This is a genomic window from Bacillus timonensis (genome assembly GCF_000285535.1).
Taxonomy (GTDB): Bacteria; Bacillota; Bacilli; order Bacillales; family Bacillaceae_L; genus Ferdinandcohnia; species Ferdinandcohnia timonensis.
In genome coordinates, this window is the sequence record NZ_HE610985.1 from 754854 (window position 1) to 768546 (window position 13693).

The 13693-nt window shown below is 35.8% G+C and carries 14 protein-coding genes and 1 pseudogene; all 15 read right to left on the reverse strand.

Annotated features, from left to right (window positions below; all coding sequences use genetic code 11):
- Positions 1-9: 9 nt before the first annotated feature.
- Positions 10-558: a bifunctional pyr operon transcriptional regulator/uracil phosphoribosyltransferase PyrR gene (gene pyrR, locus BTHG_RS04035; RefSeq protein WP_010282606.1), complete on the reverse strand. Its 549-nt coding sequence runs from the start codon at positions 556-558 to the stop codon at positions 10-12.
- Between the two features lie 227 nt (positions 559-785).
- A complete protein-coding gene (locus tag BTHG_RS04040) occupies positions 786-1694 on the reverse strand; it encodes an RluA family pseudouridine synthase (RefSeq protein WP_010282608.1) in 909 nt (302 codons plus the stop codon).
- Positions 1669-2157: a signal peptidase II gene (gene lspA / locus BTHG_RS04045; protein ID WP_010282610.1), complete on the reverse strand. Its 489-nt coding sequence runs from the start codon at positions 2155-2157 to the stop codon at positions 1669-1671. Before lspA ends, BTHG_RS04040 begins: the two co-directional genes overlap by 26 nt.
- Positions 2158-2259: 102 nt before the next feature.
- Positions 2260-2634 carry a TraR/DksA C4-type zinc finger protein gene (locus tag BTHG_RS04050; RefSeq protein ID WP_010282611.1) on the reverse strand — a complete coding sequence of 125 codons (375 nt, stop codon included), beginning with the start codon at positions 2632-2634 and terminating at the stop codon, positions 2260-2262.
- A gap of 404 nt (positions 2635-3038) precedes the next feature.
- Complete coding sequence (ileS, locus tag BTHG_RS04055) at positions 3039-5807, reverse strand: isoleucine--tRNA ligase (RefSeq protein WP_010282614.1); 2769 nt, start codon at positions 5805-5807, stop codon at positions 3039-3041.
- 568 nt (positions 5808-6375) lie between these two features.
- A complete protein-coding gene (locus BTHG_RS04060) occupies positions 6376-6876 on the reverse strand; it encodes a DivIVA domain-containing protein (protein ID WP_010282617.1) in 501 nt (166 codons plus the stop codon).
- 107 nt (positions 6877-6983) lie between these two features.
- Positions 6984-7756 (reverse strand): annotated as a pseudogene (locus tag BTHG_RS24220) (YlmH family RNA-binding protein).
- A 176-nt stretch (positions 7757-7932) separates the two neighbouring features.
- Positions 7933-8193 carry a YggT family protein gene (locus tag BTHG_RS04070; protein ID WP_010282620.1) on the reverse strand — a complete coding sequence of 87 codons (261 nt, stop codon included), beginning with the start codon at positions 8191-8193 and terminating at the stop codon, positions 7933-7935.
- Between the two features lie 6 nt (positions 8194-8199).
- On the reverse strand, positions 8200-8634 hold the full coding sequence (locus BTHG_RS04075; protein WP_010282623.1) for a cell division protein SepF: 435 nt from the start codon (positions 8632-8634) through the stop codon (positions 8200-8202).
- A gap of 27 nt (positions 8635-8661) precedes the next feature.
- On the reverse strand, positions 8662-9339 hold the full coding sequence (locus tag BTHG_RS04080) for a YggS family pyridoxal phosphate-dependent enzyme (RefSeq protein WP_010282626.1): 678 nt from the start codon (positions 9337-9339) through the stop codon (positions 8662-8664).
- A 5-nt stretch (positions 9340-9344) separates the two neighbouring features.
- A complete protein-coding gene (gene pgeF / locus BTHG_RS04085) occupies positions 9345-10166 on the reverse strand; it encodes a peptidoglycan editing factor PgeF (RefSeq protein ID WP_010282628.1) in 822 nt (273 codons plus the stop codon).
- A 144-nt stretch (positions 10167-10310) separates the two neighbouring features.
- Complete coding sequence (locus tag BTHG_RS04090; RefSeq protein WP_010282630.1) at positions 10311-10565, reverse strand: YlmC/YmxH family sporulation protein; 255 nt, start codon at positions 10563-10565, stop codon at positions 10311-10313.
- A gap of 258 nt (positions 10566-10823) precedes the next feature.
- A complete protein-coding gene (gene sigG / locus BTHG_RS04095; protein WP_010282632.1) occupies positions 10824-11606 on the reverse strand; it encodes an RNA polymerase sporulation sigma factor SigG in 783 nt (260 codons plus the stop codon).
- 145 nt (positions 11607-11751) lie between these two features.
- Positions 11752-12471: an RNA polymerase sporulation sigma factor SigE gene (gene sigE, locus BTHG_RS04100; RefSeq protein WP_010282634.1), complete on the reverse strand. Its 720-nt coding sequence runs from the start codon at positions 12469-12471 to the stop codon at positions 11752-11754.
- Positions 12472-12547: 76 nt separating this feature from the next.
- Entirely contained in the window at positions 12548-13474 is a 927-nt protein-coding gene (spoIIGA, locus tag BTHG_RS04105) for a sigma-E processing peptidase SpoIIGA (protein ID WP_010282637.1), read from the reverse strand.
- Positions 13475-13693: the final 219 nt, after the last annotated feature.

A 13693-nucleotide genomic window follows, 5' to 3' on the forward strand; every position in this document is an offset into this window, starting at 1 on the left:
GTTCTTTATCTACTTTTTATGAATAGTTACTTGATCTAGTTTGTCAATTTCTTCGAGTTCCACTACGATTTTTTCAGAGTTAGCGGTCGGAATATTTTTTCCAACATAATCAGCCCGAATTGGGAACTCACGATGTCCTCTGTCAATTAAGACGGCTAATTGTATCTGTGCAGGACGACCGATGTCAATTAAAGCATCAAGTGCAGCTCTAACTGTTCTTCCAGTGTATAACACATCATCAACAAGGATGATTTTCTTATTTGTAATATCAACAGGTATATCAGAACCTTTCACGATCGGTTCACGATCCTCTGTTTTCGTTGTTAAGTCATCTCGGTATAAGGTAATATCCAGTTCACCGATGGCTATTTTTTTGCCTTCAATTTGTTCAATGCGACTCGCAATGCGTTTTGCCAAGTATATACCCCTTGTCTTGATCCCAACTATCACGCAGTCCTCAATACCTTTGTTCTTTTCAATAATTTCGTGAGCAACTCTCGTTAATGCTCTTCTAATTGCTTGATTGTCAAGAACTACTGCTTTTTCTGATTCAGTCATTTATTGCACCTCACTTGACAATGCTCCCCTTTATTTTACAAAAAAATCCTCTCACCGTAAGTGAGAGGACATAGGTAATTAACACACCAGGGTATAAGTACCCTCATGTGGTTTCCGTTTCCTTCTCAGCCTCACGGGACTGATTTTAAAGGGGCTCATTAAGTTAAGTTAATTCTACGTTGCATATCGAAATTTGTCAATCCTTTTTTCTAATCGAATTTATAAAATTAATGTCGTAATTTTTCAAGTAATTTTTCAAAATAAGCTGGAAGCGGTGCTTCAAATTCAAGATACTCATTCGTACGCGGATGCACAAAGCCCAAGAGCCCTGCATGGAGTGCTTGTCCACCTAAATCTAGTGTTTTCTTTGGACCATACTTTGGATCACCAGCTAATGGATACCCAATATATTTCATATGAACACGAATTTGGTGTGTACGGCCTGTTTCAAGTTGACATTCAATAAAAGTAAATTCCTTGAATCGTTCCAAGACATTAAAATGTGTAACAGCTACTTTACTGTTTTCATCGGTAACTGTCATGCTTTGACGATCCTTTTTATCTCTGCCAATTGGTGCATCAATTGTTCCTTGATCATGCGGAATAACACCATGAACAATCGCTTTATATTTACGAGTGACTGTCTTTTCCACCAACTGATTCACTAGAGATTCATGTGCAACATCATTTTTTGCAACCATTAATAGGCCGGAAGTATCCTTATCAATTCGGTGGACAATTCCTGGACGTAAGACCCCATTTATACCTGATAAGTCCTTGCAATGCGCCATCAGACCATTTACTAGGGTACCAGTAATATGACCTGGGGCAGGATGCACAACCATTCCTTTTGGTTTATTAACAACTAAAACATCTGCATCTTCATAATAAATATCCAAATCGATCTCTTCTGGAACAACATCTAAAGTTTGCGGTTCTGGAATTTCAATTTGAATTTTGTCTCCAATATTCACTTTATAATTGGGTTTTATTCGACTCCCGTTAACCGTAATATTTCCATCCTTAATCCAGAACTGTACTTGAGTTCTTGACCATTCTGAATTAAAGGCAGAGACAATTTTATCAATTCGGTCATTTTGCTGATGTTCTTCAATCTTTAGTTCGAATTGATTCATCTGTTTTCTCCTTTTCTAATTTCCCTTCAAAAAGTGTTAATATCAAAATTAGGCCGACGCCAATGACAAGTGCTGAATCGGCAATATTAAAAATAGGGAAATTATATGTGAAAATGTATGTATCTATAAAGTCGACAACTTCGTTACGAAAGATACGGTCAATAAAATTACCAATCGCACCACCTAGCATAAAAGAAAGTGAAATGCCAAATAGACGCTGATTTGGTTTAAGACGTTGAATGTATAGAACAAGCATAACGACAACGATAATGGTCACAATATAAAAGAACCACATTTGCCCCTGTAAAATCCCCCATGCTGCACCACGATTTCGGTGTGACGTTATGTACAAAAAGTTAGGAATAATTTCAATCGAATCCCCAAGTTCCATATAGCGGACAATAATCCATTTTGTAACCTGATCTAATAAAATCACAAACAAAGCTATTAAATAATAATACACTTAAACGCCCCCATCATTAACAAACTATACCTACTGCATTTTAGCATATGATTGGACGGCTGTACAATGTATTTAGGGAATGAGTTACAGCAGAAGTTTGGCTCACTTCTGCTGTACTAAGTATAGATGGTTTTCTCTATGAAGGGGTATGACATTACTTCTGTCATATAAATCAGTGAAGGAAAATTCAAAAATAGTTCGGGCTGTTGGTAGGATTCTCAGCTTCTCAATCGGAATTTTAGCTCCAGTTTCTTCACAGATGCCAAACATTCCTGACTCCATTTTAGTTAATGCTCTTTCGACATCGCTTAAGTCTTCTTTTATATGATTTATCACAATTTTTTCTTTTTCAGTTTGTTCATTTTGAAATAGTAGTTCTTGACTTACCTCATATTGTGTTGACTGCATCAACCTAGATAAAAGTTCCTTTTTCGTTAACTCTAATTCTGCTTTAATCTCTGCATACTGATCGTTCATTGGAACGCCTCCTTATCATGCTTTTGATTAAATGCTTAAGAACAAACATTTCTATAAGGTAGTAAGGATAGTGTTGCCTGAACCTGCTTTCATTAAAGCCAACAACTTTTTCCTGTCGGATGAAAATGTTTCCTTATGTCTGTTGCTAATTACATAATACGTTGTGCTCATATATTTTTGACTGCTGACAAGATATTTGTTTGTTTACAGTTCTATTAACGAAATATTTCAAGCCATGGATAATTTTGAAAAAAATGCCATGAACCTTTGGGTCCATGGCATTTTAGACTGTTGACAAGCGTTTCTAGGCAGTCTGGGAAAGATATTAATAATTAGATGTTCTTAATAAATTCGTGTAGACAAAGTCAGTATTGACTTTATCCACACTCTGGATTTTATCTAGTTTACTTTTCGTAATTTTCTTTTACAACAGAAGCACAGCGTGTGCATAATGTTGGATGATCTGGGTCTTCGCCAACGGTTGGAGTAACAACCCAACAACGATCACATGTTTCACCTTCTGCAACGCCCACAACAATCTTAACATTTTCGAAAACTTGTGAGTTTTCTGGAGCTTCTTCAAAACTACCGCCAATTTCAAAGCCAGATACGATAAATAACTGCTTTAAGTCCTCTTCAACAGAATCTAAAAGAACCTTTGTTTGATTATTTGGATATAAGATAATGCTAGCAGCTAATGATTTTCCAATAACTTTTTCATTTCTTGCTGTTTCTAAAGCTTTTAGAACATCGTCCCGTAGTTCCATAAATGAATCCCATTTTGCCTCTAATTCATCTGCATTTGGAATTTCAACTGAATTTGGCATGTCAACTAATTGAACACTTTCTTCTTTTACAGAATCGATATGTGACCATACTTCATCTGCTGTATGTGGCAGAATTGGTGTTACCAGTTTTGTTAAGCTTAATAATGCCTCATATAATACAGTTTGAATTGAACGGCGATCATGTTGATTTTCTGCTTCGATATATAAAATATCTTTTGCAAAATCTAAATAGAATGAACTTAACTCGATTGTACAGAAATTATGAACAGAATGATAAACACCTGCAAACTCATAATTTTCATACGATGTTTTCACCTTATCAATTAATTTATTTAATTTTACAAGGATATAACGGTCAACCTCACGTAATTCATTAACAGGTACTGCATCTGTTTCAGGATTAAAGTCATTAAGGTTTCCAAGTAAGAATCTAAATGTATTTCTGATTTTTCTGTAAACCTCTGCAACCTGTTTAAGAATCGCATCAGATACTCTAACATCTGATTGATAGTCAACGGAAGCTACCCAAAGACGTAAAATATCTGCTCCTAGTTGTTTCATAACTTTCGCAGGAACAACAACGTTTCCGATTGACTTACTCATTTTACGACCCTCACCATCAAGAGCAAAACCATGGCTTAGCACACCTTTATACGGTGCTTTACCTGTTACAGCTACGGCTGTTGACAAGGAAGAGTTAAACCAACCACGATATTGGTCAGAACCTTCTAAATAAAGATCTGCTGGACGTTGTAAGTCGTCTCTTTCTAACAGTACTGCTTGGTGAGAAGATCCTGAGTCAAACCACACGTCCATAATGTCAGTTTCTTTTGTGAAAATACCATTTGGACTTGATTCATGTGTAAATCCTTCCGGCAGTAAGTCTTTTGCTTCACGCTCAAACCACACATTTGAACCATATTCTCTAAATAAATCAGAAACATGATTAATTGTTTCATCAGTGATGATTGGCTCTCCATTTTCACCATAGAATACTGGTATAGGAACACCCCATGCACGTTGACGGGAAATACACCAATCTCCTCTATCACGAACCATATTATAGAGTCGAGTTTCACCCCAAGCTGGGACCCACTTCGTTTCTTTAACAGCTTCCATTAGCTCATTTCTAAAGTCTTTGATTGATGCAAACCATTGAGCGGTTGCTCTGAAAATAGTTGGTTTCTTTGTACGCCAATCATGTGGATATGAGTGGGTGATGAAAGAAAGCTTTAAAAGCGCTCCAACTTCATTTAACTTTTCTGTAATTGGCTTATTGGCCTCATCATAGAATAAACCTTCAAAACCTTCTGCCTCTGCAGTCATATATCCTTTTTCATCTACAGGACAAAGAACACCGATACCATATTTTTGTCCAACGATAAAGTCGTCTTCCCCATGACCAGGAGCTGTGTGTACACATCCAGTACCTGCGTCAGTTGTAACATGCTCACCAAGCATTACAAGAGAATCGCGACCATAGATTGGATGAGCAGCTACTACATTTTCCAACTCACGACCTTTAAAGGTCTTTACAATAGTAACATCTTCCCATCCAATTTCTTTTGCAGCAGCTTCTAATAAAGCCGATGCAAGAACATACTTTGTGTCGTCAACCTTTACGACACTGTACTCTAGATCGGGATGCACACTAATACCAAGGTTTGCTGGGATTGTCCATGGTGTTGTGGTCCAGATGATGATTTTTTCGTCACCTTCTAATACACCTTTACCATCCTTTACAGGGAATGCAACGTAGATCGATGCTGAACGCTTATCCTGATATTCAATTTCTGCTTCAGCAAGTGCTGATTCACTTGAAGGAGACCAATAAACAGGCTTAAGACCTTTATAGATATAGCCTTTTTTGGCCATCTCTCCAAATACTTTGATTTGCTGAGCTTCATACTCGGGCTTTAATGTAATATAAGGGTTTTCCCAATCTCCACGAACCCCAAGACGTTTAAATTGTTCTCTTTGGTTATTGATTTGCTCGTATGCATATTCCTCACATAGCTTACGGAATTCCGCTACACTCATCGCTTTTCGATTTACCTTTTTATTTTTGGTAAGAGCTGTTTCAATTGGAAGTCCATGCGTATCCCAACCTGGAACATATGGTGCGCAAAAACCGTTCATTGATTTAAAACGAACAATCATATCCTTTATGATTTTATTTAAGGCATGCCCCATATGAATATCACCATTTGCATATGGAGGTCCATCGTGTAAGACAAATAATGGGCGACCTTTCGTACGTTCTTGAACTTTTTGATAAATATTCATTTGCTCCCACTGTTCTTGAATCTGTGGTTCACGATTGGGGAGATTTCCACGCATTGGAAAATCTGTTTTTGGCATTAATAACGTGTCTTTGTATTCCATTACATTTCCTCCTATTTGTAAATCTAATATTGCAGCTTGTTAATGAGAGTGTGGAGAACCCCGATTTGAATAAAAAAAGACCTTCTCATCCCAAAAGGGACGAGAAGGCCTCTCGCGGTACCACCCTTATAGACGAAGTTACTTATTCGTCCACTCGACATTCGTAACGTGAATGATTCGCGAAATGCTTACTTAGAAATGTTCAAAGAAAAATCTTTAAGCCATTTTTATGTTTTCAGCACCGAACTCCAGGGTGATTTTCATTCTTATCACTTATATCAGGCTTCCACCATCCCTGACTCGCTTTTAGAAGATGTTTAAAAGTCCGGTGGAAATGACACATTGAATTTCTTCGTTGGCTTGTTTTTCCGTGCTCGTATTCACTACATACGCTCCGCTACTCAAAACCGTGCCACCTCGAACTTCTCGGTCCTTTCCATCCTCTTTTAAACACACATTTTTTAATAAGTTTGATAAGAATTACTGTCCCTTTCATAGCTGCTTAATTATTAAAGTTTAGTTGTTTTAAAATTATATGCGTATTAAACAAAAGAGTCAAGTGCAAAGACTAGTTTTCTTCTGATTCAGCGAAAACAGGCTCAACATTATATTCCATAAGATGATCCCAATCATCATTATTAAGTAAATCTAATTGAGCTTCGATTAGCATTTTAAAACGGTTTTTGAAAACTTTAGATTGCTTCTTCAATTCTTCGATTTCTATTGATATCTTTCTAGACTTAGCTAAAGATTCATTGATAATACGATCAGCGTTTTTCTCTGCTTCCTTAATGATTAGCTTTGCTTCTTTTGAAGCGTTGCGTTTCACTTCTTCTGCTGTTTCTTGTGCAATTAGTATAGATTTATTTAATGTTTCTTCGATATTCGTAAAATGACTCAGTCTTTCATTAAGCTCTGAAAGCTTTGATTCAAGTTCTTTTTTCTCACGAATTACCAATTCATAGTCTTTAATAACTTGATCAAGAAACTCATTTACTTCGTCCTCATCATAGCCGCGAAAACCTTTATTAAATTCCTTATTATGAATATCTAATGGCGTTAAGGGCACGAATGCCACCTCCAAAAATTAATAAATTAAAAAAATAGAAATCATTACCTAAATGAATGATACTTTACAATTCGACAAAAAAGAAGAAAATCCTGCATTCTTTTCAATTATTTTTGTCTACCTACAATGATTCTCCATTTTTCTTTTTTCGTTTTACCTTCTATGGAATGAAGTTTACTTCTTCCATAGCCGCGTACTGACAGGACATCATTCTCCTTGCATTCAAATGATGATTGCTCGATTTGTTTCCAATTAACTTTTACAAGCCCATTTTCAATTAATACTTGTACTTTTTGTCTTGAAACATTCAAAATGGAAGACAATACAACATCTAAACGTAAGGATGAAACTGTAATGGTTTGCTCCGTCCATTCTTCAATTACATTAAGCAACTCATACATAGGGATTTCTAACAATGATATAGTCGCTTTTCCAACGGCAGTTAAATTCATACGAACGTAATCCGCTATTTCTTTTGCGACAACAATTTGGATGCGTTCATCTTGGGTAAGAATATCACCAAACTTGGAACGTTTTAAACCAAGAGACATAAGTGAACCAAGTACTTTTCGATGGTCAACGGTAACAAATTTAACTGGATATTTCACTTCAAAAAAGACAAATTGTAGTCTGACTCGGTTGGCTCAAAATAGGCTGGATATAATAAAGCTCGTCTTCGTTCGAGTCCCTCTTTACCACCAAAAAAGTCAACAAGCATATCCCCATTTGTACCGATAACTTGCTTTACAATTTCTTGTTCCCTAGGATCTAAAAAATCGGTTAATTTGGGACTATACTGGTTCTCTACAACCTGCTTCCATTCTAATACTTGATCAATGAACGCATGCTCTTCTTTTCTAAAATGTTGATATAAATTCATATGATATACCTCGTTTATAATAAAGAAAATCTTCATGGCACACATATCCTTAAGGCACTGTATCAACCAAAATGATAACAGATGTGCCTCTTACCTTCCGAAGACTTGCTTAGACCAGATAACCTTGATCCAGGAGCCAGACAAAGTTAAAGAAAATGGACCTTAAATAAGGTCCTTTAGAACATGCTTTGTAATGCATGAATTCCTCTACCAGCGAAATTAAGTACTAAGATTGCTACGATTGGTGAAATGTCAATCATCCCTAACGGTGGGATAAATCTTCGGAAAGGCTCTAGATATGGTTCACATATTCTTGCCAAGAATTGACCAATTCCTGATTCCCGAGCATTTGGAAACCATGACATTAATATATAAATAATCAGCGCATACGAATACAGAACCAGCGCTTGACTTAAGATAGCGAAAATAATACCCATTTTCGACTACCACCCCTTTTCAGCGTATTCTTCGTTAGAAACAATTTCAGAGATATTTCCAGTTACATCGATATTGTCTGGTGTACATAAGAAAATATTTGTTCCTATGCGTTGAATATCTCCACCAATTGCATATACTGTTCCACTTAAAAAGTCAACAATTCGTTTAGCTTGATCATGTTGAACACGTTGAAGATTAACAACTACTGCTCGTCTGTTTTTTAAATGATCCGCTATTTCCTGAGCCTCAGCATATACACGTGGTTCAAATAAGATAACTTTTGAAGACTTTTGAACACTTTGCAAACTAACCACATTTTGCTTTGGAGCAGTTCGTGCAGGTTTAGTAGGCTCTACTTCTTCTTCAAAATACTCTTCCTCTTCATAATCATATTCATCTTCAAGAGCAAAAAAACTTTTAAATTTTGACTTTATACTCATTTATAACACCTCTCTTTTTTGTCATTGTTAAAACTCCTTGCCAACTAATGAAGTACCTATTCGAATGAAAGTTGCTCCTTCTTCAATGGCGATTTCGAAATCGTTTGACATTCCCATAGATAGTTCTGTACATGGAGCATAAGGTAGATCAAGAGCTTGTACATCATCTCTTAATTTCCGTAGTTTTTGGAAACATCCACGAATGATGTCACGATCTTCGGTGTAAGGTGCCATAGTCATTAACCCGACAACCTCAATAGAAGGCAGTTTTTCAAGTTCCATAATAAACGTCTCAAGTTTTTCGGGCGATATTCCGTGTTTGGACTCTTCTCCGGATACGTTTATTTGTACAAAACATTTTATTTTTGCATTTGCCCGCTTATGTATTTCCTCTGCTAAAGAAATTCGATCAAGAGAATGGATGTAATCGACTTTATCAATGATATTTTTTACTTTTCTTGTTTGAAGAGACCCGATGAAATGCCATTTCGGTTCATTTCCAATTTCCTCTTGCTTCTTTAAAAGACCTTCGTCTCGATTCTCTCCAATATGTTGAATACCTGCTTCAATAGCTTCCTTCGCTGTTTCTACACTTACATATTTCGTTACAGCAATAATCGATACAGAATCTGGTGTTCTGTTTGATCTTACACATGCTTGTTCGATATTTTCTTGTATGACTAAAAGATTGTCTTTTACACTCACTTTATTTAATCCTCCTTAAAGCCAATAAAACTCATCATTCTACCCGTTTTCCCAGCATCCCTTCGATGCGAGAAGAAAAGCTGATTCTCACAAGAAGTACAATACGAGGAAACTTGAATATTTTCAGGAGGAATTCCTGCTCTTGTCATTAGCTGATAATTTACTTCTTTTAAATCCAAACGATATTGATTGTTACTAATTTTTTCATATGATTTAGAATTTACTCTATCCAAATCCTTGACGAAGTTCATAACATAATCATCTACAATGTAACAACATTTATCAATAGCTGGACCAATTACAACTTGGATTTCATCGGGTTTAACACCTTCACAAGCCCAAGCCCGAACCATTTCTCCTGCAATATCCTGAACTGTTCCCTTCCATCCTGCATGTGCGATTCCTATAATTTGTTTAGTAGGTGCAAAAAAATAAAGTGGAACACAGTCAGCAAAACAAAGGGTCAACAGGATATTTTTTTCAGTCGTATATAATCCATCTGTATCCTTGATACTATCTTCATAGGTAAAAACCCCTGTACCACGTTCATCGGTTGTAACCTTAGCAATTTTATTTTTATGAGTCTGTTCAGAGCATACCCAGAGTTCAGGTGGAAAACGTAGAAAGTCTGCAAGTTTCTTACGATTGACAACAACTGAGTTGTTTTCGTCATTGACATGTAGACCAAGATTAAGGGATTGAAATTCCTCTTTGCTAACTCCACCATTTTTAGTCGTAAATCCAACAATAAGCTGGTCTGAAATTTGGCTCCAGCTAGGAACCATTAACACCTGTTCTGTTTTCTGAATAAATGGTTCAAGCTTCATAACAACATCCTTTAACTTTTATTATTAACCCACCATTCATAACGAGAAGGAAACAATTCCTATTTGAAAAAAGAAGCCCTTCTTTTGCTTATTTTATCATATCTTAGCAAAAGAAAGGAGAATATGTTAGGAAAATGTCAAAATTTAGCCGTTTTGTTCAATGTTAGTTTGTGTTCTCACTAAAATGACATCCTTACCAACCTTAATAATATTTCTCCATGGAATCACAATCTCTTCTTCCCGTCCAAAAATACCTAATACTTTTCCATACCCCCCAATAATAATGGATTCTATTTTTCCAGTTGTTAAGTTAATATCAATATCACCAATGTTGCCGAGCCTTTTTCCATCGACAACACTTACAACATCCTTCGCTTGGAAATCGGAAATCTTTACCACACTCCCCGCCCCCTCAACAAATACTCCTAAAAAAGTTATCTCTTATTGTACTACTATATGTCTAACTCACCAGTATTTATGAGACAAAAATAGACGGCAAGGAAGGTTCATATTTTTGATGTTCAAATTCGCCTTGGCGAACTGCACCGAATTTTTTTAGCTTACTACGACTGAATAAATTAAAAAAGACATTCGAATTGTACGAATGTCTAGTTATTTTACATATCATGCTATAACTTGTCCACTATTGGGTTATAGTTAGTTTTGAATATTCTTATTCATTTGTTTAATAGCTGCCTTTTCTAGACGTGATACCTGAGCTTGAGAGATTCCGATTTCTTCAGCAACTTCCATTTGAGTTTTACCTTGAAAAAATCGTTTTCGAAGGATTAGTTTCTCACGATCATTTAATCGTCTCATACCTTCCTTTAAGGCAATCTCTTCAATCCAATGGGAATCACGGTTTCTCTCATCGCTTAATTGATCCATTACATAAATTGGATCCCCACCATCATTGTAAATCGGTTCAAATAATGAAACAGGATCTTGAATCGCATCAAGCGCGAATACAATTTCTTCGTGTGGCACTTCAAGCACCTTTGAAATCTCTTCGGCTGTTGGTTCCCTCGATGTTTCACTCATTAAACGCTCTCTTACTTGCAACGCCTTATAGGCAATGTCCCGTAGTGAGCGTGACACCCTGATAGGATTGTTGTCTCGTAAATAGCGCCGAATTTCACCAATGATCATCGGGACTGCATAGGTGGAGAATTTCACATTTTGACTTAGGTCAAAATTGTCAATTGACTTCATTAGGCCGATGCAGCCAACCTGAAATAAATCGTCTACAAATTCTCCTCTGTTATTGAAACGTTGAATTACACTGAGAACAAGACGTAAATTTCCATTTACGAGCTTGTCGCGGGCTGACAAGTCATTACCACTTTGCATTTGTCTAAATAACTCCCGCATCTCTTCATTTTTTAGTACTGGAAGTTTTGAAGTATCAACACCACAAATTTCTACTTTATTTCGAGTCAATTCTTTCCCTCCTAACAGGAGTTGATGTACAAAGTTAAGTATCTCCGTCGGAGGGAAAAATATGCATTTTGAATTCACAACTATTTCCAAAATAGGTGAGAAAAACAGGCTCATCAATATATATAAAGCCAAAAATTATTTTTTCTTACACCATTTTATTAAATTCTTTACGAAGACGTTTAATGATTCTCTTTTCTAATCTAGAAATATAAGATTGAGAAATTCCAAGCATGTCTGCAACGTCTTTTTGTGTCTTTTCTTCACCACCAATTAATCCGAAGCGTAGTTCCATAATCTGTTTTTCACGATCGTTAAGTTGATGGAGAGCTTTTACCAATAGTTTACGGTCCACATTTGCTTCTAAATCCTTTGTAATGATGTCTTCTTCTGTCCCAAGTACATCAGATAATAAAAGTTCATTGCCGTCCCAATCGATATTTAACGGTTCGTCAAAGGAAACTTCTGATCTGATTTTATTATTACGACGTAAATACATTAATATTTCATTTTCAATACATCTTGATGCATATGTGGCAAGTTTAATTTTCTTTTCAGGATTAAATGTATTAACTGCTTTAATTAATCCGATTGTTCCAATACTAATTAAATCCTCAATGTTAATCCCTGTATTTTCAAACTTCCTTGCAATATATACAACAAGTCTTAAATTTCTTTCAATAAGAATCGATCTTGCTGCCTTATCGCCACTTGGAAGTTTGTTTAAAAGGACTTCTTCCTCATCCTTCGATAGTGGTGGAGGTAAAGCCTCACTTCCACCAATGTAATATATTTCATCAGTTTTTAATCCTAATTTGATTAAAAGTTTATACCACCAATATGTAAGTTTAAATTTTAGTTTAGCCACAGGTAAGTTCTCCCTTCTAATTTGTAAAAATCGTGAGTATGATAAGTAAAGAGAATGGATTCGTTCATTTTCCTTATCAAGAAGCTGTTTGAATGGTAGAAGAAATGATCATTTTCGGATGAACGATGCAATCATATTCCCCATCTGTTGACAATGTAGTATGGTTGAGAGCAACCAGCCCTTTTTTCACGATATTTTCTTCATTTCCATGATAAATCGTAATTTGGTCTGGCTTAACTGCAAGTAAAAATTGATGTTCTTGTCCTACCCCCCGATATGGAATTAGTCTTACACGACTTTCCCATTTGTGGGATTCGGTTGATGAATCATTTGTTAATAACTCGATATTTTTGGATTGTTCAATCAACTTTTCAGGAAATAATTCCTCATATTTGCTCATATCAAGAATCATTACTGGACTTTTCGTAATCGGATCAAATAATTGATTTCCACTATCAACTAATCCTTTTAAATGCAATATTACATCATCTATTTCGAGCTTAACTGACACAATTTGATCATAGAAAACTTGTTTTGTCTCGATATCTTGAATTCTATTTTTAGAAAAATACCACAAAATTGGAAAACCAACCAATACAAACCCCCAACTTATTGGATTTCCATAGCCGGTAGATTGAGTAAGGAGTGTTCCATCAAATACTTGAACATCAAATTCTAAGAAATAATGAACTCCTATCATTCCACCTCCAATCATGAAGGTAGCAAAATAAAAGGTTAAAAGTCCTTGTAGAAAATAGCGAAATCGTTTGTAACCAAAAGCAACTCCTACAATCACAATTGAAAATAAAAGTTTAGTAACAGGGTGTGATCCAATTATTGCAAAAGGAGAAACCACTAAAAGGACTACTAGTGATCCTATAAAAGCACCCACTAAGATTCGCCATCTAACAATCCTACGTTTTAGAATGATTGCAGTTAATAATAATAAGAAGGCGTCAAAGAAAAAATTTAGCAACCAGATTACATCTAAATAAATAGACAATCTATTTCTCCTTTCACCAAAAGTCACAGCTCTTTTTGAACGCAATCGATTTTTATCTATTTAATTTTGTTATCCTAAAAAATAGTATATAGTACATCTTATATGGAAGTCTGTCACTTCATGCCGAGAAGAAAAGAGAAATTTTGAAAGATTAGTTCTTATTTTGTCAGTTTGCCTGTTAATAAAGAACCAATGGAGAAATGCAGAGGTAAAAGCAAA

Bases quoted from the DNA above. Each gene is read 5' to 3' on its own strand.
- pyrR (WP_010282606.1), bottom strand. From the start codon at position 558: ATGACTGAATCAGAAAAAGCAGTAGTTCTTGACAATCAAGCAATTAGA.
- BTHG_RS04040 (WP_010282608.1), bottom strand. From the start codon at position 1,694: ATGAATCAATTCGAACTAAAGATTGAAGAACATCAGCAAAATGACCGA.
- BTHG_RS04050 (WP_010282611.1), bottom strand. From the start codon at position 2,634: ATGAACGATCAGTATGCAGAGATTAAAGCAGAATTAGAGTTAACGAAA.
- BTHG_RS04070 (WP_010282620.1), bottom strand. From the start codon at position 8,193: ATGGGTATTATTTTCGCTATCTTAAGTCAAGCGCTGGTTCTGTATTCG.
- pgeF (WP_010282628.1), bottom strand. From the start codon at position 10,166: ATGAAGCTTGAACCATTTATTCAGAAAACAGAACAGGTGTTAATGGTT.
- BTHG_RS04075 (WP_010282623.1), bottom strand. From the start codon at position 8,634: ATGAGTATAAAGTCAAAATTTAAAAGTTTTTTTGCTCTTGAAGATGAA.
- ileS (WP_010282614.1), bottom strand. From the start codon at position 5,807: ATGGAATACAAAGACACGTTATTAATGCCAAAAACAGATTTTCCAATG.